The organism is Candidatus Hydrogenedentota bacterium, assembly GCA_013359265.1.
Taxonomy (GTDB): domain Bacteria; phylum Hydrogenedentota; class Hydrogenedentia; order Hydrogenedentales; family SLHB01; genus JABWCD01.
On the sequence record JABWCD010000003.1, the window covers coordinates 174,583 to 199,015 of the forward strand.

The 24,433-nt window shown below is 60.7% G+C and carries 20 protein-coding genes and 1 pseudogene; 7 read left to right on the forward strand and 14 right to left on the reverse strand.

Features of this window, described 5'->3' with window-relative positions; genetic code table 11:
• Positions 1 to 35 precede the first annotated feature (35 nt).
• From HUU46_02960 to HUU46_02985, 6 genes are read right to left on the reverse strand one after another with little or no spacing between them, the layout of a single operon-like run.
• Positions 36 to 1,511, reverse strand: coding sequence for a DUF4350 domain-containing protein (locus tag HUU46_02960; GenBank protein ID NUM52583.1), 1,476 nt, complete (start codon positions 1,509 to 1,511; stop codon positions 36 to 38).
• Positions 1,495 to 3,279: a DUF4129 domain-containing protein gene (locus HUU46_02965; GenBank protein NUM52584.1), complete on the reverse strand. Its 1,785-nt coding sequence runs from the start codon at positions 3,277 to 3,279 to the stop codon at positions 1,495 to 1,497. The genes HUU46_02960 and HUU46_02965 overlap by 17 nt, the downstream gene beginning before the upstream one ends.
• Complete coding sequence (locus HUU46_02970) at positions 3,276 to 3,608, reverse strand: rhomboid family protein (protein NUM52585.1); 333 nt, start codon at positions 3,606 to 3,608, stop codon at positions 3,276 to 3,278. The genes HUU46_02965 and HUU46_02970 overlap by 4 nt, the downstream gene beginning before the upstream one ends.
• Positions 3,605 to 4,645, reverse strand: a complete 1,041-nt coding sequence (locus HUU46_02975) for a hypothetical protein (GenBank protein ID NUM52586.1) — start codon at positions 4,643 to 4,645, stop codon at positions 3,605 to 3,607. Before HUU46_02975 ends, HUU46_02970 begins: the two co-directional genes overlap by 4 nt.
• A 2-nt stretch (positions 4,646 to 4,647) precedes the next feature.
• Positions 4,648 to 5,244 carry a hypothetical protein gene (locus HUU46_02980; GenBank protein NUM52587.1) on the reverse strand — a complete coding sequence of 199 codons (597 nt, stop codon included), beginning with the start codon at positions 5,242 to 5,244 and terminating at the stop codon, positions 4,648 to 4,650.
• Between the two features lie 12 nt (positions 5,245 to 5,256).
• Positions 5,257 to 6,066 (reverse strand): RDD family protein, encoded by an 810-nt coding sequence (locus HUU46_02985; GenBank protein NUM52588.1) that lies wholly within the window; start codon positions 6,064 to 6,066, stop codon positions 5,257 to 5,259.
• Between the two features lie 103 nt (positions 6,067 to 6,169).
• Between HUU46_02985 and HUU46_02990 the strand changes: the two are divergent.
• Positions 6,170 to 6,493, forward strand: a pseudogene (locus tag HUU46_02990) (DUF4258 domain-containing protein).
• Positions 6,490 to 6,705, forward strand: a complete 216-nt coding sequence (locus tag HUU46_02995) for a hypothetical protein (protein NUM52589.1) — start codon at positions 6,490 to 6,492, stop codon at positions 6,703 to 6,705. The pseudogene HUU46_02990 and the gene HUU46_02995 overlap by 4 nt, the downstream one beginning before the upstream one ends.
• 101 nt (positions 6,706 to 6,806) lie before the next feature.
• Here HUU46_02995 and HUU46_03000 read toward each other — a convergent pair whose 3' ends face one another.
• The 4 genes from HUU46_03000 to HUU46_03015 all read right to left on the reverse strand — a co-directional run bounded on the left by HUU46_03000 (position 6,807) and on the right by HUU46_03015 (position 12,671).
• Positions 6,807 to 8,426, reverse strand: coding sequence for a hypothetical protein (locus HUU46_03000; protein ID NUM52590.1), 1,620 nt, complete (start codon positions 8,424 to 8,426; stop codon positions 6,807 to 6,809).
• The gene (locus HUU46_03005) at positions 8,423 to 9,187 is read right to left on the reverse strand and encodes an ABC transporter ATP-binding protein (GenBank protein NUM52591.1); all 765 of its coding nucleotides are present in this window, start codon (positions 9,185 to 9,187) and stop codon (positions 8,423 to 8,425) included. Before HUU46_03005 ends, HUU46_03000 begins: the two co-directional genes overlap by 4 nt.
• Positions 9,188 to 9,333: 146 nt before the next feature.
• On the reverse strand, positions 9,334 to 10,287 hold the full coding sequence (locus HUU46_03010) for an SDR family oxidoreductase (GenBank protein ID NUM52592.1): 954 nt from the start codon (positions 10,285 to 10,287) through the stop codon (positions 9,334 to 9,336).
• A gap of 83 nt (positions 10,288 to 10,370) precedes the next feature.
• On the reverse strand, positions 10,371 to 12,671 hold the full coding sequence (locus tag HUU46_03015) for a hypothetical protein (GenBank protein ID NUM52593.1): 2,301 nt from the start codon (positions 12,669 to 12,671) through the stop codon (positions 10,371 to 10,373).
• A gap of 100 nt (positions 12,672 to 12,771) precedes the next feature.
• On the opposite strand from HUU46_03015, the gene HUU46_03020 reads away from it, so the two are divergent.
• Together HUU46_03020 and HUU46_03025 are read left to right on the forward strand one after the other, a co-directional pair.
• Positions 12,772 to 14,604: a hypothetical protein gene (locus HUU46_03020; protein ID NUM52594.1), complete on the forward strand. Its 1,833-nt coding sequence runs from the start codon at positions 12,772 to 12,774 to the stop codon at positions 14,602 to 14,604.
• Positions 14,605 to 14,696: 92 nt separating this feature from the next.
• The gene (locus HUU46_03025; GenBank protein ID NUM52595.1) at positions 14,697 to 16,019 is read left to right on the forward strand and encodes a hypothetical protein; all 1,323 of its coding nucleotides are present in this window, start codon (positions 14,697 to 14,699) and stop codon (positions 16,017 to 16,019) included.
• A gap of 38 nt (positions 16,020 to 16,057) precedes the next feature.
• Here the strand turns inward: HUU46_03025 and HUU46_03030 are convergent, their stop codons facing one another.
• The 4 genes from HUU46_03030 to HUU46_03045 form a co-directional block, all read right to left on the reverse strand.
• On the reverse strand, positions 16,058 to 16,438 hold the full coding sequence (locus tag HUU46_03030) for a HEPN domain-containing protein (protein NUM52596.1): 381 nt from the start codon (positions 16,436 to 16,438) through the stop codon (positions 16,058 to 16,060).
• The gene (locus HUU46_03035) at positions 16,435 to 16,749 is read right to left on the reverse strand and encodes a nucleotidyltransferase domain-containing protein (protein NUM52597.1); all 315 of its coding nucleotides are present in this window, start codon (positions 16,747 to 16,749) and stop codon (positions 16,435 to 16,437) included. The genes HUU46_03030 and HUU46_03035 overlap by 4 nt, the downstream gene beginning before the upstream one ends.
• Positions 16,750 to 16,838: 89 nt before the next feature.
• Positions 16,839 to 18,452: a long-chain-fatty-acid--CoA ligase gene (locus tag HUU46_03040; GenBank protein NUM52598.1), complete on the reverse strand. Its 1,614-nt coding sequence runs from the start codon at positions 18,450 to 18,452 to the stop codon at positions 16,839 to 16,841.
• 167 nt (positions 18,453 to 18,619) lie between these two features.
• Positions 18,620 to 19,666: a prolyl oligopeptidase family serine peptidase gene (locus HUU46_03045; protein ID NUM52599.1), complete on the reverse strand. Its 1,047-nt coding sequence runs from the start codon at positions 19,664 to 19,666 to the stop codon at positions 18,620 to 18,622.
• Between the two features lie 140 nt (positions 19,667 to 19,806).
• Here HUU46_03045 and ftsY point away from each other — a divergent pair, with 140 nt between their 5' ends.
• The 3 genes from ftsY (at position 19,807) to tadA (ending at position 24,433) form a co-directional block, all read left to right on the forward strand.
• Entirely contained in the window at positions 19,807 to 20,736 is a 930-nt protein-coding gene (ftsY, locus tag HUU46_03050; GenBank protein NUM52600.1) for a signal recognition particle-docking protein FtsY, read from the forward strand.
• 647 nt (positions 20,737 to 21,383) lie between these two features.
• Positions 21,384 to 22,409: a diguanylate cyclase gene (locus HUU46_03055; GenBank protein ID NUM52601.1), complete on the forward strand. Its 1,026-nt coding sequence runs from the start codon at positions 21,384 to 21,386 to the stop codon at positions 22,407 to 22,409.
• 128 nt (positions 22,410 to 22,537) lie between these two features.
• Positions 22,538 to 24,433, forward strand: a complete 1,896-nt coding sequence (gene tadA, locus HUU46_03060; protein NUM52602.1) for a Flp pilus assembly complex ATPase component TadA — start codon at positions 22,538 to 22,540, stop codon at positions 24,431 to 24,433.

The window sequence follows — 24,433 nt, forward strand, 5'->3', positions numbered from 1 at the left end:
CGATGCGTCCCATTGCTTTCGTTCTCACAACAACCTCACCCCAACCGATGTCTCGAAAATGCCGCGCATATCTCCTTGTACGCGCGCACCACGTCGCGTTGTTTCGCGGGCACGCTGTCCTCGCGGAGCAGAATCGCCTTCGCGTCGCGGATCGATTCGGCGAGATCGGCGGAGCGGTGGCTAAACGATTTTTCCCACTCGGCGAGGCAGGTGCGCAGGACTTGCGTCGAGGGCACGCTTCGCTTCAACAGGTTCGTGAAACCGGACGCGCTGTCCTTGCCGACGTAGGCATAGGCATCCGTAGGCAGCGCGTCGTGGAACGGCGGGACGAGCGGTTGGCCGTTCTTCCAAATATAGAGCAAGGCAATGAGGATGAGGGTTGCGACGACCCCCTGCAATCGGTATTGCCACAGCAGGGACGCCAGGCCGCGCGTGCGCTCCGTACCGAGCGTGACCTCGTCGAACACGATCGCCGGATTTGCCCCGGCCAGCCACGCGATCAGATCGGGATGGCGTTCCGCGCGCATCGCTTCGTTGCTGAGGAGGTAGGCGTCCGCGACCAGCACCAGCGTGCCTTCGCCTACCGGGCGTTCAATAACCACAGACTTTTCGCCAACGGAGTAAATTGCGCGCCATTCCTCTGACGACGGAGCGAAGCGCAACGTCGTGCGCACCGGGAGTTGCTCGGGCACCGGCGCGTCGATTGCGCGGCGCGCGGTTTTGGATTTGAACGTGTTCGTTAACGGGTCGGGCTCGAGGCTGTCGAACTGAAGTTGCACGCCCCACTGTTTGTCCCAACTGACCGTCCGCGGCATAAAGGCCTCATATTCCGCGTAGCGGTCCCGATTGCGCTTTTCATCCTCGCCGTCTTTTTCGTCCTGTTTTTCTTTTTCCTGTTCCTCTTTGTTCGAGGTGTCGTCCGCATTGGGTTTGTCCGGCAACTCGATAATCGTTTCTTCTCGCTTCTTATCGTTTGCGCCGGCCGGTTCGGCTTCGGGTTTCTCCGTTTCCGGACCCTTCTCGGCTTTCTGATCGCCGACGGACTCTTCGTCGTCCTTCTTCGCGGGCTTGCGGCGCCAGCGTTCGTCCATGCGCTCCTGGAAATCCTTGTCCATTTTTTCGCGATACGAGACATCCATGACGACAGGTGCGAACGAAATGACTACGCGGCCGCCCCGCGCCATGACGTCATCGAGCGCTTCGGCGAGGCCGGCCTCGATTTCCTGCGTGCCGACGAACCCGAAGGTCATCCCGTTTAGAAACAGGGTGACCGCGCGGTTTCGCGCGAGCCGATCGAGCGGTTCGATGTTGCGCGTAACGTGGACGCCGCGAACGGAATGCATCGCTTCGAAGAGCGCCTTCGTACCTAGGGGGTCCGCGCGGTACGACGAATACGGCGCGTAGACGTCGCCGCGCGAGTACCGCGCGAGGAACAGCGTCGCCGCGCCGTACGCGAACCCGGCGATGACCAGAAGCAATGCGAGCAGGTATAGCCTATTGCTGTTTCGCAAGCGTACGAATCCTCTCCTGGTCCGCGTTGAATTCGCTGAACGCGAACCGGTCCACTTCGTGATCGCCGTACCACACGCGCTCGAAAGCGCGGATGCTTGACTCGAAGATGGGTGGTACCGCGGGCGCCGCGTGGCTCCGGCGTTGGAGTTCGCGGAGGTATTCGCGGTTGGACTTCGCTTTCGTGATGCGGATGAGTTCGCGGTGGGACAAGACCGCGAGCGACGCCAGGAACAGTGCGCGCATCGCAAGCCGCAGATCGCCGCGCTCCATCAAGTCGCGTGCGAGGGTCAGCCAACCGTCTTCGGGGAGTGCGTCCGCGGACACGTCTTCGTCTTCGAGGTTCGGCGTGACGAGCACGGGAGCGGCAACAGCGGCGATCGGCTGCACCTTGCGCTGTTTGTAGATGCGATACACAATGATGGCGAGGGCGGCGAGCAGCGCGCCGAACACCAGGAACCATAGAGTCCGCTGGGTGTTCACCCACGCGTCCGCAGAACCGCTCGACGCTCCCCGCCGCCGGTCCCCGCCGTAAAGCGCCTCAACCAGCCACTTGATGAAATCAACGAGCCATTTGAATAGGTCCGCGATGGACTCTTGCACCGCCCGGATAAAGTGCGTAACGAAATTGTCTTTGAATGCGTCTTCGGGGATTTCTTTCGGCATGCGCCAGATGTATTCGGCCTTCTGTAATTCGGCGGCAATCGCCTCGTCGAGTTCCCGCGGCTGCACGATGGGCGCCGACCGGCCCGCTTCCTGTGCGTGCACCGGGCAGGGAAGTGCAATTGACGCCGCCAACGCCGCAGCGATCAGGAGAACCATGTGCGCGCCTTTTGACGCGATGACGCGGCGCAGCGCAATGAGCAGGTCTTCGCCGGAACTGAGCGACTCGCCATGAAAACAGCGCAACGCGTACGCCGCTTTCATTACCGGATCGAGGCAGAGTGATGCGACGCCGACGCAGATGGCGAAGAAGGTCGAATTGTAGTAGTTGCCGCCCATGGTGACCATGAGATCGATGCCAAGCATCGAGTTCAACAGTTGCGGAAGGGCGATGATCAGAATCCCGATGTTAAATGCGACGAGCATGCCGATCGGGCTGAGCGGCACGAGAATGATGCAATACATCGTGATCAACGCGCCGACGTAGACCTGGCCCCAGTCAGGCGAAACTACCTGCGCAATGGGCACCATGGCCAGGATCATGCCCGCACCGACCATAAGCGGCAATGGACTGAACAGCCAAATCACTTGGAGACCCTGCTTTTGCCAGCGGCGCGCCTCGGTCCACGCGCGCTTGGCGATGGCGGCGACGCCGTTATCTTCGTCCGCTCCGAAGACCGTCGCGTTCTGGTAGAAGGCGTAGACCATACCAAACGGCACCATCAGGATGAATGCCACGGGAAGAACAAAGAATCCAGTGGACTGAATGAGCGTCTGTGTAGATATGAGCCGCACGATGCGCGCAATTCTCCACGCGCCGGTGTCGCTGCCTGCGAGGTTGGCGCGCATCTTCGTGCAAGATACGGCCTGCCAGCATTTCATCCAGATGAACGACGCGGCGACGGCAAGGGCGGACGTGTCCACATGGCGGTACGCGAACGCACCCTGCGCCATGTCGGCCCAGAAATAGAGAAACGCGAGCACGAACGGAAGCGAGCCGACATAGTACGGCGTGAGCACGTCGAGCGGAGCGAGGCGCACCTGGTGGAGCGAGGCCTCGGCAATCTCGAGCAGGGTCATGCCGTCTTTGGGCCGCCGCTTTTTCATTCGTCACCAAGCGTGAGTGTGTCGGCCGCCCAGAACGATTCGTCGTGGAATTCCGACGGGATGTTGAGCAGGAGCCGGCCCATAACGTAAAAGCAAATCCAGAGCAGGAACAGGCCCGCGGCAAACTGGCCGAACTGCACAACGCCGCTGATTCGCCATTTCTTTTCGGCGTCGCCGCCGGCGAGTTTCACGAGGCACGAGGAGCACACGACGCGGTCCTCGTGCTCGGTGACGCATTCGCGGCAAAAGTAGCGCCGGCACTCCGGGCACCGCGCCACGGCCTCGCGCTGCGCGTGGTTGCGGCACCGCTGGTGTGCGAGCGTGCTCACGCCTGTCCGCTTTCGCCGCCGGCAACGCGCTGCTGTTCGGCCTGCACCGCCGCGGCCCTGCGCCAGACGCGCAGGTTATAGAGGCCAAAAGCGCCGACCGCGCTATTGACGATAAAGTTGATCGCATTGCCGACAGTGATGAAACCGGATTGGACAACCTCCGCGGCTGCCGCGTCCGGAGATTGTTGGAGTGCTTGGACAACAATGGCGACGTAGAGCATGACAGTCAGCATGATTACGTTAAAGACCAGCGCGACCCAGATCGGCGTGCGCACCGACCGCGGGACGTCGCTGCCCTGCTGCCGGATTGCCGAGGCGAGGACCAACGCCAACACCGTACCGGTCGAGACGAGCGATACGCTGGGTGGAATGGCGTCGCGGTAGAAAATCACGACAGCGCCCAGAATCGCGTCGAACAGCAGCATGACAAAGAGGGCGAGGTGCAGCCGGCCCGAATCCTTTCGCACCATCGCGGCGGCTTCGCGCAAGTTTGCGGCGCGATCGACGCGTTGCGCGGCGGCGGCGGACATTTCGCCCGCCGTTCCTTGCACGCCTTCGATCACCGCGCGCAGGTACTCGACGACGCGTTCCGCGGTGTACAAGCGGCCGAGGCAGTAGAGCGGTTCTTCGTGCACCGCCGTGAGGATATGGCACTGGCAGGTGGGTCCGAACGCCGTGTTGATGAGCAGGAGGCCGAGAAACATGCCGCCGATTATCAACACGACGACTTGTGCGACGGGGTCCCACTGGTTGGCGTAGCCCGCGGCGGCGAACGTCGCGAACAGCCCGGCGATGATTCCAAGGATGAAGCTGAGCACCGCGCCCGCGCCTGTTTTCTGAATCGTGAGCGATTGAATATCTGCCAGGTAGAACCGCTTATAGCGTTCGTAGTTGTACGAATTCGTGGCGACGAGGAGATGGTCGCCGCCGAGGTAGAGGCGCTGCTTCTCGTTGACAAAGAGGCCGAACAGCCGCTTTGCCCTTCCGGGCAGCCGATTGTACTCGTGATTGATTGAGGTTTGTGGCGCAGCGCTCATGTTCAGTAGAAGACCCCATAAAACATGAGTCCCAAGTAGGCAACCGCAACTGGAAGCTCTACAATCCCGAGAACCAGAGCTACAACTGTCCGCGCCCTTCCAGGTGACACAATACTCCGTGGCTTGTGTCGATATCGTATGCACAAGTACAAAGCGGCTGCCGCCAAGAAAACCGTCACATATGGCATGCACGGCAACACAACTGCGCCGGCTACCGTAAGTGTCAGCGCCTGCGCGTCGTAGAGATACCGCTCGTGCTCAAGCGAGTCCATCGTACGCTTCTCTTTGGCGGCTTCGAGACACTTTGGACAGAGGTGTTTGTTGTCGAGTTCTACGTCGCACAGCGCGCAGAGGAACCGGCCGCATCCGTCGCACGGTACCACGGCTTTTTTCGTCGGGTGGTAGAAGCAACTGCTCTCCCCCTCGACCATCAGCGTTTCGCCCTTTTGCGCGGGGGCGTGCGCGCGGTAGTACGCGGGGAACACGAGGAAGCGAAGGGGCGTGCTGCATGCCGGGCACGCGACGAGGTCCTGCGTGTTCAACGCAGTCGCCGGCAGCCGCGTGCGGCAGCGATCACACGTGAGCGATGCGGCGCCCATACGCAGCCCGGACTATTTCCGGATGACGCGGGTGCTGCAGATGTGATCGTGCAGCGCGCGTTTTTGGTCGTCGAACGCCGCGATGATGAACCCGATCATCAGGGTAAGCGCGCTAAGCATGAGCGCCCAGTATCGTGCGAAGGCGCGCAGGTATGTGATGGGTTGCCCTTCGGCCGTGACGATTTTGAGCCCGCACGCCATCTTGCCCGGCGTGGCGCCGAAGCGTCCGTTAAAGAAGGTGTAGTAGGTTATGCCAAGTGCGAAGCTAACGAGGTTCAGCACGATTTGCATGCCGACCACGGCGTCGTTGTTGTCCCCGCCGACGGCGGCGCCAAGGCCGACCATCATGCCGAGGATGAAATTCACGATGCCGAGGATAATTCCATCGAGGAAGTACGCGGCAAACCGAATCCAGAACCCGGCGTAGCGCATCTCGCCGACCATGGGCGCGCCCTCGCGCAGGCGCTGCACGAAGACGGGTTTGCACGCGGCGCACACGTACGCGCCCTGGTATTGGATGACTTCGTCCTCGGGGAACGCGCGGTGGCACGAACTGCACACGACCATCGGCCGGTCCGACTGGCCCATGGCGGCCTCCGCGCCCATGGAGGGCGCGCTCGCCATCCCGCCTCCCGGCGCGGGCTGCGCCTGGCTCAAGGGCAGCCAGTTCGCCATGCCGTCGCGCCAGACGAGCATGTCCTGCGTGACAGTTCCCTGCACGACCATATTGGAGAATTCCTGGTCGGTATACGGACCGAACCGTTGATTGTTTTGCGCGTAGTACCAAGGCATGGGCGTGGCGTCCTTTCGCGGATTATGCATGGCCCCTGCGCCATGCACCACCACCAGCATAGCGAAGCGGGATTGGGCGCTCAAGCGGGCGCGCGATACTCACGGTCTGGTAGAATCTTGGCAGGTTCAATTCATGCAGGACTTCCTCGCTACGATTCAACAGTTGGTAGCATCGGGCGACGTGCGCATCTCGGAGCATGGTTACGTTGAGTTGGCCGAAGATGGAATTCTGGTTGCAGAACTCCTGGACGGAGTCGATCGCGCGCACGTGATCGAGGAGTACCCAACGTACCCGAAATGACCGTGTATACTTGTGTTGCAGCGGGACCACGCCGGCCAGCCGGTCCATGCCGTGTGGGGTATACCGCGTGGGACGAGTTCGCCCGTAGTGCTTGTGACGGCGTATCGGCCTGACCCGATAAAGTGGACTGACGACTTTCGCCGGAGAAAACTATGAAGACGCGTAAACATACGAAGTTGGTGCATGAAGGTCGTTACGTGGCCGAGGTCGACGTGGAGTTGATTGAAACCGACGAGGGCTGGTCGCCCTGTTTGACCGTTGAGGACGCGAACAAGCTGGATTCGGTACGCAGCGCACTTCGCAACGGAGATGTTCGCGCCGCGGCCGCGTGCGCGCGCGTGTACACGCTGACACCGGTGGCGTCGTAGTTCCTTTGGCTGTACGCCGTCGATTTCAGTGGCGTCACTAATCTATCCGCGCCTTTCGCTCCACCAGGCACTTAACCCAAGCTACCGGTGACGCAGTACGCCTACGCCGGTGTATCCAAGCTTACGTCATGGCGGCGGAACGCCCAGGCCACGCAGGGAACTGTCGCGATAGCAAACGTCATTAGAACTACCCACCCCACGGCGGCGCCGACGATGCGGTTGTCGCCGAGCAGCAGCGAGACCGCGGCGCCGGCAAAAAACGCGATGACCCAGGCGATACTGATGAAGATTCCTTTCACCAGCATGAACAGCAATTGACGTCCGAACACCTGAAAGTCTCCGGGACTGAACGCGGCGGTGCGCGTGGGCATCAGCAGAAACATCGTGTTCTCGATTCCGAAGAGCATGAGGTTCGTCGGCAGGCCGAACGCAAGTGCGATTGGGACAATCTCCGGCATCTTCATGAAATACGCGGCGAGCGCGGCGAGAAGCGTCTGCATGACCGTGCAAAGCAGCGTGGGCACGGTAAGCTGGCCAACGGCGAGCGACGTGGACGCGATCGGGAGCACTTTGAGCCAATCCATCTGCTCGATGTCGGTGCGGAAATCGAACCGAACCATCATCGAAAGCAGAATTGTGAGCCATGCGAACATGCCGATGGAAAGCAGCAGCAGGTTCTTGTGCTCTTCCGCGCCGCGCATGGCGGGCACGCCAATCGCCACGCTCAACAGCACCATCATGAGCAACACGCTGCGGCCGTTGCGCACGACGTTCGTGCATTGGCGCCACACAATGGGGCCGGCGCCCGCGAGCCACGGCAGGTGCGGCACGCGGCGGCCGCCCGCGGTGACGTTGGTCTGCGCCATGCCGCTGCGTTGGGCGCGCTGCATGCGCGTGTAGATGCGCTGGCTCACGCGAATGGCGGTCTCGCGGTATTCCGCGTCGATCAAAACGATGATGGCAAATAGCACGGCGTTCATCGCCACGCAGACGCCCGCCCACAGCAGCATGTCGGGGAAGACCGCGTTTGCGGTCATGACGCGCGCAAACGGCTCGAAGGGCGCGAGCACGTAGCCCAGCCACGGCGATTCGCGGAGCAACACGACGAAACTTTCGCGGCCCGCCTCGCCGCGCGCCGCAAGAACGCGGCCCGCCGCGGCCGCCACGATTACGCCGACCGCATAGACAAGAAGTTTGCGGCCGCGGGTGTACGCGCGCTGCGAGAAGGATTCGCTGACGAGCAGCGCGGCCATCGTGAAGTACTGTATGAACACCAGCGAAAGGACGACGCCGACGTAGGCGGCGATCCACGTGGACGTAAATCGCAGCGCCATGACCGAGAAAATGAGCGCGCCGATCATTACGTTCAGCACCGTGCCAAGGAGCTTGTACGCGAGCACTTCGCGGCGGCCGAACGGCCCCGGGAAGAGGAATTCGACTTCGCCGGGCGAGAAGTAGATTGCGCGTTCGCCTGTCGAGGTCATGAGCGAGAGCATGCACATGCCCAGCAAGCCGAGCGGAACGAACGCGCTGAACTGTTGTACGTCGCCTTTCTCGCCGCGCATCGCGAGAAACACGGCGGGCGCAATCCACAGCACGACCAGCAACATGCCGAGGATAAACATGACGATGCCGCGGCGGGACTTCGCGCCGCGCACGGTCTTGCGCAGCATGGCGCGCCAGCGCAAGCGGATAAGAAAGAGCAGCGCGGGATCGATCATGAGACGCCGGATTCGGCCGTTTCGGCGCTGCCTTCCGTGGCGTGGAAGAAAATTTCTTCGAGGGACGCGTCGCCCCCGACTCCGGTAAACGCGGTGCGCGCGCCGCTCATGCTGCCGAAATAGATGCGCTTGCCCTTGTGAAGGATGAGCAGGTGCGTGCACATATCTTCGACGAGTTCGAGCAGGTGCGAGCTGACGACGACGGACGCTCCGAGTTGCACGCGTTCGAGGATCGAGTCCTTCATCGTGCGGATGCCGCGCGGATCGAGGCCCACGTGCGGTTCGTCGAACATGATGACCTGCGGGTCGTGAAGATACGCACAGCAGATCGCGACTTTCTGCCGCATGCCGCGGGAGAGCTCCTGCGCGACGGTCCTGCGCTTCGCCGTGAGGTCGAACCGGTGCAGGAGCGCCTCGCCGCGCTCCCGCCAATCCGCCACGCGATACGCCATCGCGACGAATTCGAGGTGCTCCCAAATCGTCAAGGTGTCGAACAATTTCGGGTCGTCCGGTACGTAGGCGAGCTTGCGCTTCGCCGCGATGGCGTCGGACACAATATCGTGCCCCGCCACGGTGAGCGTGCCGCTCGTCGGCGGAATGATGCCCGCGACGCTGCGGAGCGTGGACGTCTTACCGGCGCCATTCGGACCGACAAGGCCGAGAATTTCGCCGGGGTTCACCTCAAAACTGAGATCGTTGACCGCGACGGTGTCGCGATACGTTTTGTTGAAATTTTGGACGTGGATCACGGTAGTGCGCACCCAATAACGGAGAATGAGAATCGAAGTATGGTGCCATTGCGTGTGACGCTAACACAAGCTTGCGCGGATCGAGTCACGGGCACAGTAGAAGCGGAATTACCGTTCCGCGCCCCACGGTGTCGCGCGCGAATACATAAAAGGCGAAGTTACTTGGCCGGTTCTTCCGCGCCTTGGCCGGTGGTCCATTCGATTGTGCGCGACAAACCGTCGCGCACGCCGACGGCCGGCGTGTAACCGAACGCATCGTGCGCCCTGGCGATGCTCGCCTGCGACCACGGAATCTCGCCCGGGCGAGGGGGCTCGAAGGAGGGCTGCACGGTAACGTTCATAATTTCGCCAAGCATGCGCAGAATCTCTAGCACGCTGGTGCTCGCGCCGCAGGCGACGTTGAAAATACCGGACAGAGGACTCGGCGCTTCCATCGCGCGGATGTTCGCATCCACGACGTTGTCGATGTAGGTGAAGTCGCGCGACTGTTTGCCATCGCCGAATACGATGGGCGCCTGACCCGCGCGGATGGCGCTAATGAATAGCGGAATCGCCGCGGCGTAGGGCGAGTTCGGGTCTTGCTTGGGGCCGAAAACGTTGAAGAAGCGAAGCCCAACGATCTCCATGGTGTACAGTGCCGCGAATACGCGCGCGTAGTTCTCGACGGCGAATTTGGAGACGGCGTAGGGCGACATGGGCGCACAGGGGCGGTCTTCGGCGAGCGGCCCGGCGTTCGCCGCTCCATAGACGGATGACGACGATGCGTAGATGATCCGTTTCACGTCGGCGGTGCGGCACGCAAGAAACAAGTTGACGCTGCCGGTGACGTTCACGCCGTTCGTGGCGTCGGGACTGGCAATCGATCGTTGCACGGACGGCAGCGCGGCGAAGTGGAAACAGTAGTCAATCTCGTCCACGGCCTTCTGCACGATTTCGCGATCGGTAATGCTGCCTTCGACAAGGTGAATCGAATTGACGATGCCGAACAGGTTGGACAGGCGGCCCGTCGAAAAGTCGTCGAGCACGCGGACGTCGTGGCCGCGCCCAACAAGCGCATGCACAAGATGACTGCCGATGAAACCGGCCCCGCCGGTAACGAGAATGCGCGACACGAATGGCCCTCCGGATGCGGATTATAGCCAGGTAACGAGTAGTTAGGAAGCGAGGTAGTTAGGATGCAACATAAGATGCATTATCAACGCCTTACAATTGCCGCGGTCCAGCCTTCCGCGAGGCGGAGTTCGGTGAAGGTCTTGCCGTCGCGTTCGATGAGGGGGGCGGTGAAGGATTCGACCTCGCTGCCGGTGTCGTCGAAGATGTGGACTTCGTGCTTCGCACTGTCGCCCCAGCCAAACAGGCCGCTGCGGTTGGTGAGGATGCGCTCCCGCCCGATGACGTATCCCTCGTGCAGTTCGATGGGCGTGAAGGGATACATGTATTTCGTAAGGGTGTGGTGCGTGGGGACAACCGTCACGTCGTTGTACCAGTGGTAGACACAGCCGTAATCGAGCGCGGCGGCCATAGTCGCGTAGGCGTCCTGCTCGCTGTACTCGGTGAGATGATCGCCAAGCGCGATAGGTGAGTGCAGGTGCGCCTGGGTGCAATTGGTGATGCTGCCGGTTTCCACGAAGCACGGAAACTTCAGTGCGGCGCGAGCGCGCGTGACCGCCGGGCCGTTGCCGATCATAGGTCCGCGCGCAAGGATCCGCTTCGCAAGCGCGAGCCGCCACTGCTCCGTCAACAACGTCACGGAAGACTTTAGGCGCGTGACCTCATGTGTCGTCGGATCGATGTCCCCGGAGACTTGGTCCCACGGCTCGCCGTAATGGTAGTGGTAGCGGCTGTACTCATGTTCGTCCCAATACACGCCGTCCGCGCCGATCTTGTCGAGAATGACATCGACATTCTTCCCAATCTCCTTCCCGAACGAATTGGATTCGGTCGGGAAATAGATTTTGTCGTGCGGTTCGCCATAGGTCGCGTGCGCGCCGTCGGGCATGATCAGGCGCGAATCGGGAAAGAGTTCGGGCGCGTCTTCCGCCACATCAATGAAGCAATGGAAATAGACGAGATACTTCGAGTTCGGCGCGACGCGGCGGCGTTGATCCCGCGCGACAATGTATTGGGAATGGTCGAGGCGTTGGAACGCGGTGCCGTGCGCGTAGTGCCCGTTGTACCGCGGATAATCGTTGGAGGCGCAGGTGTATTTCACGTCCTTCATGCGAATGAAGTCCGCTATCTGTTGGTCCGTCCATTGCATCACCGGCGGGCCGCTGCGCAGAAACGCAAAACCCCCGTCGATGGTGAAGTTTGCGTCGATAAGGCGGCGCACGGCATTCAGAAAGGCCCAGTAATCGGGCGTGGCGGTTGGCACAATCGCCCATTCCGCCGTGTGCGTGGCGCCGGGGGCGATGACGAGAAAGTTGTCCGACAGCGCAAGCGTTCCATTCTCGATGGCGTTCGTTGCGTGCACGCGAAACGCGTCGCTGAGCGGAATGAAGCCGATGCCCGTACTGTCTGTCGCGCCGTAGGTTGTGGGGTTCGTGGGCTGCGTCATCGTTCCCGCGAGGTCGGGCTGTTCGAGACCGGAGAGCCAGGCGCGTTTCAGCGCGCCGCCGAGCGAGCAGGTGTGTTGCTGGATAATGCCGAGTGGTTTGCCGGTCTTGTTGGTGAAGGTCTCCTTCACGACAATTGTCTCCGCCTTTTGCTCCACGTTGCGCGAATAGTCGAACGCTTCGTTCACACCGGACGCCCAACCGCCGCCGGGTACCGAGAACCGGCTTTGCACCGTAAACGAATCGCCGCCAACACGAACGACAATAGTTCCGGGTTTCTCATCGATCATTTCGAACCCTGTCTTGTGCTCCGCTTGAGGTTCGTAGATGGGTAGCGGGCCCGTTGGTGCGGGGCGGCGCGGCGGTTTGGCCTGTTGCGCATCACGCCATGTGATCTGCGCCGTGCCGATGACCAGCGGATTCGTCACTGGACCGGTGGCGCGCGTGAACGTGATCTCGTTTTCTCCCTCCTTCGCGAGATCGGTGATGTCGAATTCGAACACGCAGGGGCGGATGTCCGCGGCAAGGCCGTAGTGCGGGTCCGTATCCGGGCTGGTGAAGTCCGGGCTGTAGTAGACGGAGAACAATTCGCCCGCAGCCATCGAGTAGACATCACCGGAGCGCGCCTTGACGCGCGCGGGTTTGTTGACAAGCTGCGCACCCGTCAACGCTTTCCCGTTGACGACAATGCGCATCGCGTTGTTGTACCCCGCGACCTTCTCGAAATCGACGCGCGCAAAGAGCGTAAGCAGGATGCGCCTGCCCTCCGGCGGCGCGGGGATGGCGGCCTTAAACGATTGCGACCGGCCGTGCTCGAGCGTGAGCGCGTCAACGACGGGTATCGCAAACTCCGCTCGGCAGGCGCACGCAAGTACGAACGCCATCACGCCGCACGCTGTTCGCGCTGCATTCCGGCGGTGACCGAATCGTCTGGACTTCATGGTACACTCCTCAACTTGTTTCGTGGTGTAGCTGCGCGGCCCAACGTTGCACGGTGAATGGAAACGGCCCGATGAATCCGATTCTCCCACGGATTTGCCTATGATTGCGAAAGCGCTCACGCGTGTCCGCGCGCTGAAGCCGCTGCTCGAGCGGCGAAGCATCGTTGTGTGGGCGGCGCTGCTTGGCGTGCTGCTCATATCTCCGTCGTTGTTTCTGGGACTCCAGGCCGACGATCATTTCCTTCGCATGACGGCGCATGCCGAGCCCGGCATTCCCGATCTTGGCAGTTCGTGGTGGCGCGTATTTACGTTCGCGGACGGCGACGTGGACCGAAACGCAATGCGCATCGATTGGGGACTACTCCCGTGGTGGTCCACGCCGGATTTGCGATTGTCCTTTCTCCGCCCGCTGACGTCGCTGACGCATGCACTGGACTACTGGTACCTCGAGCCGCACTGGTGGCTGATGCATGTCGAGAACATGCTGATGTATGCGGCACTGTGCGCGTGCGTCGCGCTGACGTACCGTCGTTTCGGCATGACGCCTTGGGTGGCCGGCCTGGCCGCGCTGATGTACGCCGCGGACGACACGCACGGCATTCCCGCGGGATGGCTCTCCGGGCGCAACGCCGTGCTGACGTGCCTGTTCGGCGTGCTCACGCTGCTGGCGCACGACGCGTGGCGGCGCAGCGGATCGCCGCGCGCGGTGATTGGCGCGGTGATTACCCTCGTCGCGGGGTTCGCCAGCGGCGAAGCCACGGTGTTTGTGTTTGGATACCTGGTTGCGTACGCGTTTTGTAGTGACTCCGGGCCGCTCCGTACGCGCGTGCTTTCGCTCGTCCCCTACGGTGTGATATTCGCCGCGTACCTCGCGATCTACGTGACGCAGGGGTACGGCACGCGCCACAGCGGACTCTACTCCGATCCGTTCCGCAACCCGGCGGGGTTCGCCATGGACATCGCGCTGAATCTGCCCGCGCTCGTGCAGGCGCAACTCGGCATCCTCTCGTCGAATGCATACGTGGTTGTGCCGCAGCGTTACCAATACATTCTGCACGCGTTCGATTATGTGATGATCGTGTTGTTCGCGATTGCGTTTTTTCCCGTCCTGCGCGAGTCGAAGCTGGCGCGGTTCTGGGCGCTGGGGATGGTGCTGTCGTTGCCGCCCGTGTGCGCGACAGTGCCAAACGACCGGTTGTTATGCCCCGCGGGTATCGGCGGCATGGCACTGGTCGGGCATTTCCTCGAGTATGCGTTTGCGCGTTGGAACGAACAGCCCAGAACACGCCGGCTGCGATTCGTGCGCGGCATGGCGATCTTCTTGATCTTCACACACGCGTTCATCGGGCCGCTGAGCCTTCCGTTCAACTCGACTAGCGTGCGCTTGTTCGGACTGCTCGTGGACTCCGGAATCAGGCGATTGCCGCTGGAGGAATCGATTCAGGACGACAGCATCATCGTCGTAAACCCGAAAGTCGACGCGTATACAATCACGATTCCCGCGGTCCAGTCGTCGCGGCGCGCGCCTGTGCCGCGGCACATTTGGGGACTCAACGCGGGCCTCGGCGAAGTGATCGTCCGTAGAACGGACGCAACTACCTTGGAGATTGGCGTGCCGGAAGGGTTCTTCCCGAAACCGTTCGGTGTTGCATTTCACGGGCCGAGCGATCCGTGGTGGGTGGGCCGAATCGCGCGGAACGCGGATTTCGAAGCGACGGTGCTCGAATTGACCGAAGACGCACGGCCGAGGCGCATCCGGTTTGTGTTCAACCGGCCGCTCGAGGACCCGTCGTACCGCTGGTTCTGCTTCGGCGAACGCAACCTCGAGCCGTTCCCGCTTCCGGCCGTCGGCGAAACGGTGACACTGCCGGGGCGGACCATCGTCGAGGGCATCCGCGCGATGTTTCGGTTGGCAATGTCGCCAGAGTCGTGAACGCGCTCCCAGCCTTCGTTTGACACCCGGCGGGCGGGCATTCATAGTTCTCTCTTCGCAAGGCACGCTCGATACCAAGGGCCCGAGTCACGGTGAACGAAACCGAGTCGAACACCGCAGTACCGCTGAACCCCGTCGTGGCGGACTACCTTGCGTCCATCCCTTCCTGGAAGCTGGCGTACCGGCGCTTCATCGGCTACCGGCTGGCCGCGGGAATTCGGAAACGCTTCGACATCCGCCTGCGCGGCGTGTCAGCGCCATCGACGAGCGCAATTCCCATTATCGCCGTGAACCATCTCACGGACGATGACCCTGTCGTAATCCTTGCCGCGTGCCTTGCCATTCCCGGTATGATTCCCATCTTGCGGACGTGCGTGCATGTGATGGGCGAGCACGTGTTTCAACCGGGGTTTCTCGGCGCGTACGTAGTGAAGCAACCGAGCTGGCTCAGCTACCTGCTCTTTCAAACGCGCATCGCGCCGTTCATGCCGTGGATCGGCGGGCACCCCGTCGTACACGCGCGGACGCGGCTGCTGATCGCGCACCTCTACGACGTCCTCAGGCACCACGGAAACGTCCCGTTGCGCGATGTGCTGGGAGGGGACATCGGTTCGTACCTGCCGGGAGCGGAGGCGAACGCGCGCATCCGATCGGTGTTGACGTTTCGCCACCGCAACGCGCTATACCAGTCTCACGAATTCTCGATTCTTCGGCAGCCTTATCTGGAGAAAGCGTGGGGACGGCACAGGGAGCGCATACGACTGTTCGTCGAGACCTTCGCCACATTCGCCGATAGCGGGCGGCCCGTGTTCATCGCGCCGCAGGGCATCATCACGCGCGACGGCACACCCGCGGGCGTGCGTTCCGGTGTGTTTCAGATTGTGAACGCGATGAAACGCGACGCGGAACTGATCCCGATGAACATCACGTACGATCCGATGCGCGCTGGCCGCGCACTCGCGTACGTCACGTTCGGCAGGACCGTCGCCGCCGAGCGTGGCGGACCGAAGGACGCGTTCAACGCGCGGATCGAGCACCTGATCCACTGCGACGCGCCGGTGCCCGTGAGCCAAATCGCCGCGGAAGCCTTGCGCGCGCTCGCCATGCGATCGGAATCGGCCATCGGCGTTCAGGCGTTTCGCGACGCCCTTACGCATCGCGCGCGCGAACTCGCGGGCGACGGATACAGCGTGGTTCCCGACCCGGGCGATGCGCCGGAGTGGAAAGAGCGGCTGGATGGGCTCTTCCAGTACTTCCGAAAATCCGGCTTCACGATCTCCGAAGGAAATCTTCGTTTTGACCCCGCGATCATCTTGGACGATTCAATCCAGAAAAGCGGTTACGCGCGGCGCTGGACCTATTGCTACAACGAACTGCAAGCGCGGCTCGAACACCGCCATGGCGATTTCGGGTGAGTTAGAGTGTATTCAGTCACCGGTAACGGATCCGCAGTTTACGCGTGGGAGTCGATTAGACCGGCTATTGCCTCTACGATCAACTTCGCCCGTCGAGTTGCCGTATTCGCTTCCTCCGCGCTCACATGCTGCTTTACGCCGTAGTCGTCAGTGTTCCTCAGCGCGCTCAACCACGAGTAGTGAGCGCCTAATTCGGCTGGCAAATGTCCCGGTCGCACAAGATCCCGATGAACCGCTGCTTCGACAGCGGAATGCTTTGAATACGACTCTTGGCGGTCTGCAAGCCAAGCAGACGCTGCATAGAAGGCCGCATAATATGCTCGCGATGCCGCGGCGTCAGCGACGGCGGCGGTGTATGCATGCGCGGTTTCCAGGGCTTTTCTGGCCCGAGCCAATAACTCTGCCGCCTCCTCGGTCATATCGCAGCGCCGTCCCGTTTCGCTGCCCGATACAGTCCGTATGCACCAGCCTCGAAATCCAGTTCGTCCACGGGCATCGCGTGGATCGGTCTATCTATTTCTAATTGAATCGGGTACAACGACTGCACAATCTTGTCGAGATCGTCGCCTAGGCGCACCGGCCCTTCGATCACGACGAGGTAATCCACATCGCTGTCCGATCGCTCATCTCCACGGGCCGTCGACCCATAGTGGACCACTTGACGCAGGCGATCTCCAAACGAATGGCGCAATGCCACTCGTACTCGCGCGTGTAGCTCGGCCGTCTTCATCGGTACGTCCTCATGTGGGTCTCACGACGTTAGCGCAGTTGCAATAATACCGATTGGCAATCGTGCGTGCAGGTTTACCCGGGAATGGTTTACGCCCCCTTGATGCGCGTGTCGTAGCCTTTCCATTCCTTCTCGCGCAAGACGTACTTCTGGATTTTGCCGGTGCTCGTCTTGGGCAATGCAATAAACTCGACGGCCGTCGGGCACTTGTAGTGCGCGATCTCGCCGCGGCAGAACGCAATCAGTTCGTCGGCAGTCGCGGTCTTGCCGTCTTTTAACGTGACAAACGCCTTCGGCGTTTCGCCCCACTTCTCATGTGGCACGCCGACGACCGCGCATTCGAGCACCGCGGCATGGCGGTAGAGCGTCTGCTCGACTTCGATCGAGGAAATGTTTTCGCCGCCGCTGATGATAATGTCCTTGCTCCGGTCGCGCAGTTCGATGTAGCCGTCGGGGTGCTTCACCGCGACGTCGCCGCTGTGAAACCATCCCCCGCGGAACGCTTTCTCCGTCGCCTCGCGATCGTTGTAGTACCCCTTCATCACGAGGTTGCCGCGCATGACGACCTCCCCCATCGTCTGCCCGTCCGCGGGCACATCGTTCATATTTTCGTCGACGACGCGGAGGCCGTCCGCGATGACGAACCGTACGCCCTGCCGCGCCATGAGTTTCGCGCGTTTGTCGAGGAACAGGTGCCGCCAGTTTTCCTGCGGCGCACAGATGGTATACGGCCCGTAGGTTTCCGTAAGGCCATAGATGTGGACGAGCTTGACGCCCATTTCTTCCATGTTGCCGATGAGCGTGGGCGACGGCGGCGCGCCGCCGGTGGTGACGGTGATTGGTTTTTCGACGCGCGCTGGGCGGGACGGCGAGTTAATGAGCGCGATGAGCACGACCGGCGCGCCGTTGAAATGCGTGATGCCCTCGGATTTCACGAGCTTCCACGACTGCTCCGGTTCGAACTTGCGCATGCACACGTGCGTACCGCCGAGCGCCACGACGCCCCACGTATAGCACCAACCATTGCAGTGAAACATCGGCAGCGTCCAGAGATACGCGCTCTCATGGCGCAGGCCCGACTCGAGACCCACGCCGATTGCGTTCAGGTACGCGCCGCGGTGCGAGAACAATACGCCCTTCGGCATGCCCGTGGTGCCGCTGGTGTAGTTGATCGAGATGCTGTCCATCTCGTCTTCGATTACCCATGGCACAGGCTCGGGACTGCCCGCCGCGATGAACTCCTCATACTCCGGAGCGTCGATACGGGTCGTGTGCGGCAGATCGGCGCAATTGACGATGCGCTCGACCGTCTCCAGTTTGTCGAGATTGGGAAGGATGAGGTTCGTGAACTCCGTATCGACAAAAAGAAACTTCGATCCGGAGTGGTTGAGAATATACTTGATCTCGTTCGGCGCGAGACGCGTATTGATGCACACCAGCACGCCGCCCGCCAGCGGCACGCCGAAGTGCGCCTCCAGCATCGGCGGTGTGTTCGCGCAGAGAAACGCGACGCGGTCGTCTTTCTTCAGTCCCGCCTTGCGCAATGCCGACGCCAGCCGGTTGACGCGCTCGCCGAATTCCCGGTACGTGTAGCGCCTGTTCCCATGTACAATCGCCACCTTGTCCGGATACACCGCCGTGCTCCGCTCGATGAACGTGAGCGGCGTGAGATGAGTCCGGCAGACATGCTCGTAGCCTGTCATGAAACGACTCCTTGCAGCAGCCCGTAGTGAGGGAGTCACTATAAGATACGCGGGCCTCCTGAGCAATCGGCGCGAGCGTCGGGCGAGGTTTCGTCACAACTGCGGTCGAAATAGACACACCTTGCCTGGATTTTGCCGCGACCTACCCGTTCGTATGCCTGTCGAAACTACCTCGACTTCAGTGCGCCGTCGATGAACCGATACGCCTGTTCCCGCACGTCCTCCGGGAAATCGTGTTCGCAATCGGGATGCACGGCGACTACATGATCCGCCGCCTTGTACAGAGCGAAAATCCTCTTGGCCGCATCGACGCTTTCCTGCACGCCCGTCACGTCGAAATTCGCATCTCGCGTCGGGGCGTTGATAAACACATACCGCGGCGCAAGCGACGCAAGGATGTCCGGAAAATCGAACGGCATCCGCGCGGGGTCCTTCCCGTATACGGCGTCGATGCGGGGCATGTAGCCGCGGTGGGTCCAGCCCGTTAAATCGCCGCTGTAATACTTTGCGAATCGCGTGAACCCGCAACTCGTGACCGCCACCTTGATGCGCTCGTCGAACACGCTCACGAAGAGCGTGTTGTGCCCGCCGAGCGAGTGCCCGATGCAGCCGATGCGATCGCCATCCACCTCAGGCAGGCTCTGCAAGAGGTCAACGCCCCGCATGTGGTTCCAGATGCCTTTCATCGAGGCGCTCGCGTAGCCCATGCGGTACACGTCGATCTGATACTCGCCGAAGCGGGGATAATCGGGCGCAAGGCAGACGTAGCCGCGTTCGGCCAGTTCTTTTGCATAGTGAAGATTGGCAAGCCCATCGACCCCCGCCGGTTCGCCTTTGCCGAATTTGTTGGTTTGGTGGAGGCATAGCATCGCGGGGACCTTGCCTGTAATGTCCTTCGGCAGCAACAGGTAGGCGGGAACACGGTCGCCGGCTTCCACCGCGTACGACAGCTTCTTCAGCACGTATTTCGGCGTGTCCGCTTCCGACTCGATCTGGATATCCAGCGGCACTTTCGCCCGGTCGGGCGGCAGGTAGCCCATGACGAGTTGCATATTCTCGATAAGGTGGTCACGCCGAATCCGCCAATCCTGCGGGGACTTGATGGCATGGGCGCCGGCGGCGTCTTCGTAGATGGATAGATCGAGTTTGTCCGCGTAGAATGGAGCGGGTCCGCCGCAAAGGCCGGCTGCCAGGATTAAGGCGGTCAGGGACATGTACAGTCTCCCCAGTTTCGTGAGAGGGTTCTACCAGAGCGGGGAGTGTGCGTCAATCCCTGTATGCTTAGTAAACATTTGACTATCCAATCCTTTGGAATGTACGTTGCTCGCGTTTTCGGGGACGTCCTTGGGGGCACATGTCTGAAGAAAAGCGCGGCTTCTTCGGCCGCTTGCGCGATAGGTTGTCCAAAACCCGGGAAAGTTTCGTGGCGAACGTGCGCGGACTTTTCGCGGGGCGCTCCGCTATTGATGACGACCTCCTGGAAGAACTTGAACAAGTTCTGATCCAGGCTGACATCGGTGTCGAAACCACTCTGACGATCATCGAGGACATGCGCCGGCTCGCGCGCGAACAGCGCGTCTCGAACCCGGACGCCTTCGTTGCGCTCCTGAAAGACGAACTCGTGAAACTGCTCGACCCGGGCGACCACACCCTGACCTGGCATTCGAGCGACGGCCCGCACGTCACCCTTATCGCGGGCGTCAATGGCTCCGGCAAGACGACCACTACGGGAAAGATCGCGTCCAAACTGAAGGCGGAGGGCAAGTCCGTGATGCTCGGCGCGGCGGACACGTTCCGCGCGGCGGCCGTCGAGCAATTAACGATCTGGAGTGAGCGCGCGGGTGTGCCCATCGTCAAACATCAGGACGGCGCGGACCCGGCGGCCGTCGCGTTCGACGCCGCGGACGCCGCCGTCTCGCGCAGCATCGACTGTCTCTTGGTCGATACGGCAGGGCGCCTGCACACCAAAGTGAACCTGATGGAAGAATTGAAAAAGGTGCAGCGGGTAATGGCGAAGCGCATACCGGGCGCGCCGCACGAGGTGTTGCTCGTGCTCGATGCGACCACCGGCCAGAACGCGTTGCAGCAGGCGAAGGTCTTTACCGAGGCGCTCAACGTGACCGGCATTGTGCTCACAAAGCTCGACGGCACCGCCAAGGGCGGGATTGCCGTGGCGATACAGAAGCAACTCGGAATACCCTTAAAGCTGATAGGCGTTGGCGAGGGGATCGACGACCTGCAACCCTTTAACGCCAAAGAATTTGTCGAAGCGCTCTTCGCTTAGATTCGCCGGCTGGTACACGCGTGAACGAAGCCCTTTCGTCGATTGCGTGTGGACTACCGATCGCAAAACAACCGCAATTGGCTCTTGCACCCACACCAACACGCCTCTGCCGGATATAAACAGTCCTCACCCTCGAGTCCAAGCGCGACAATTGCCGCTTCCGTCTCGCCGTTAAAGATTGCCCGTACCGTGTCTATGTAGTTGCGGGAAAAAGCTTGGAGAGAGGAGCATTCTCCCTGACCGGTCATCGAGGCCTCGCTGCGTCCGGTGTGACGCGCGTATTGGTTCGCGAGATGCATACCAATCGGGCGTTCGACTGGCCTCACCTTGACCACGCCACTGTCTGGCGCCGGATCTACCATTTCCAGACGTATCCTCCACGATTCTGTGTCTTTTAGCACTAATCCTACTCCAGAATACGCCCGATTTCTACATTATTGTCACTAATAGCGCGGTTCGGGGTCTGTACGGTGAGTGATTCCGCCTGCGCACCATGTAAAGCATCTAAACATGCCGAAAATTACACATTTAGAATTATACTACGTAACTCAAATAACGGAGCGGAGTTAGCGCACTGGACTTTATTCCCGGTATGGTATATGTTTCGCGCGTCCAACTGGCTCGGATCATCGAAACGGGAGCGGAGAATGACCACGGGCAAAGCGGAAGCAGAGGTCGCGTCTAGCGCCAAGAACGCCCTGTCACACATGGCGAAGTGCAGCATCGCGCTGCACCCAAAGAACTACACTGTGTGGTATGGATACTTTCAGGGCAACAATGCAGACCTTGTGCGAGATATAAACCGCCTCATGGAACTGGACCGTCCTCTAACGGACCAAGTTCATGACTCGTTGTATGACAAATACTTTGCGAGTCAACACGACCCGGAAGTTGTCGAGCGCGCTACCGATGAAGCGCGGACCATCGTGACGAACATTCTTGGCAGCTTACTGCAAGCGACAAGTTCTTCGGCAGGCTATCACGACAAATTGAACGCGCTGTACGCGCAGTTGGAAGGCACGAAGGACCTCTCGGCGGTACAGCTCGTAATCGGCGAACTCATGCAGCATACGAAAACGATGGTGAGTTCTACCAAGGAGTTGCAGCAACGGCTGGAAGCGGAATCGGCCCGTGCGGAGAGCCTTCAGACCCAATTGGAGAATACAAAAAAGGAGGCCCTAAAAGACTCGCTGACAGCGCTGTTCAATCGAAAGGCGCTGGACAAGAGGCTTGAGGAAACGCTCGAGGGATTTCGCGAAACGGCAGACAGCTTTTCCGTACTGATGTTGGACGTCGATCACTTCAAGAAGGTGAATGACCAGCACGGCCATTTGGTGGGCGACGCGGTACTGCGAATCGTGGCCCGCTCGATCTCGGAACAGATACGAGGGGCCGATTTCGCCGCGCGATACGGCGGAGAGGAGTTCGCGGTCTTACTGCCCAAAACATCGACGGATCAAGCGGTTATCGTAGCCGAACACATTCGCGCGGCGATTGAAAACGTCCGCCTGGAGGTTGTGAGCAGCAGCGAGTTGTTGCCCAGAATCACAATCAGCATTGGCGTCACGTCCGCAAAGAAGCACGATAACGCAAGCTCGTTGTTTGAACGCGCCGATAAGGCGCTCTACTTGGCAAAACATACGGGTAGAAACAGAGTCAAAATAGCAAATTAAGTCAGCGCCAACGTGTAAACGTCGCGCTGAGTAGCAGGTTCCTTCATAATCTTGAACAGGAGTGGAGCTTGGTCCGCGCAATTCGAACGTTGGGCCGACCCGGTCAAACCCACGGTGGTTAGTGTGGTATGAGCAGTTCGCGGGCTACCGTTGAGAAGCAGTCGCGCTCCTTGATTGGCGAAGCGCTGATCAAGGACGGTGTCCTTACGCCCGAGCAACTCGATCGGGCGCTGCGCATCCAAAAGCACCTCGAACAGCAGCGCCAGCTCGGCGACGTGCTCATCGAACTCGGCTACGCCACGAAGCAGGCCATCCGCGACGCCATCAACAAGCACGGTAGCGGCATGCGCATCGGCGACATGCTGGTCGAGCAGGGCCTCATTACGCCGGAACACCTCACGCTCGCGTTGCGCATGCAGAAGGACCGCGGGCTCAAGTTGGGCGAGGCGCTCATCGAAATGGGCGCGGTCAACGAGCGGACATTGCTGCAAAACCTCGCCAGCCAGGCGCGCATACCCTACATCGAGCCGGTGTTCGCCATGATCGAGGCGTCGGTCCTGCAGGGTATTTCGCCGGACTACATGGACAAGAACCTGTTCGTGCCGTTCAGCAAGAGCGAGGACGGGCGCGTGACCGTCATCATCAACGATCCCAAGGACGAAACCGCGCTCCACGCGGTGCAGGACTTGTTCAAGGGCCGGTTCGATGTTGCACTCGGGCCGAAGGACGCGATTAAACAAACCATCGAGGATTACCGGCGCTTTCGCACGGAACGGCAGACCGACGGCAAGAAGCCCCGGGTCGAATCGCAGGAAGATTCGATCATCCAACTCGTGGAACACATTATCTCGAGCGCGATCGACGATCGCGCCAGCGACATTCACATCGAGCCGATGTCGGAAAAGATTCGCTTGCGGTACCGCATCGACGGTGTGTTGGTGTACAAGACGGACCTGCCCAAGGACCTCTTGCCGCGGATCAACTCGCGCATCAAGGTGCTCGCCGAGTGCAACATCACCGAGCACCAACGGCACCAGGGCGGGCGATTCTTCTTCAAGATTGGCCAGCGCGAATACGATCTGCGGTTGTCGATCTACATTACCGTGCACGGCGAGTCGATCGTCATGCGCATTCTCAACAAACAGACCGGTATCGTCGGGCTCGAGAGCCTGGGAATGTGTCCCTCCATGCGGGAACGGTACCGCAGCGATGTTTTGGACATCCCGACCGGGGTTGTCCTGATTACCGGGCCGACGGGTTCGGGCAAGACCTCGACGCTGTACTCGAGCCTCGAGTACAGCAACACGGTCGATACGAAGATCATCACCGCCGAGGACCCCGTCGAGTACATGATCGACGGGATCATTCAATGTTCGATCTACGACAAGATCGGGCGGACTTTCGAGACGACGCTGCGCGAAATCGTGCGCCAGGACCCGGACATTATCGTACTGGGCGAAATCCGCGATAGAATTACCGCGGAAACCGCAATCCAGGCGGCCCTCACCGGGCACAAGGTGTATTCGACGTTCCACACGGAAGACACAATCGGCGGACTGTTGCGTCTGATCGACATGCAGATCGAGACCTTCCTGATTAGTTCGACCGTTATCTCCGTCGTCGCCCAACGTCTACTGCGCAGGATTTGTTCTTTGTGCATTGCGCCGTACTCGCCAACACAGACCGAGGTCGAGCGGGTCGGTTTGAAAGTCGAGGACGTGCGCGACCTCGAGATGAAGAAGGGACGTGGCTGCAAAACCTGCAATTACACCGGTTACTTCGGGCGCATCGCCGTGTACGAACTGCTGATCCTCAACGACGAAGTGAAAGAAGCGATTCTTGCCAAGCGCCCGGCCCACGTCATCCGCCGCATCAGCACGGAAACGACCGGGCTTGTCAGCATGCGGGAAGACGGGATCGCAAAAGTAGTGCGCGGTTTTACCACATTTGACGAAGTCCTGTCGCAGACGCCACGCACGTTCGACACGCGGTCGCTGCGGCAGATACTTCAAATGACGCAATGA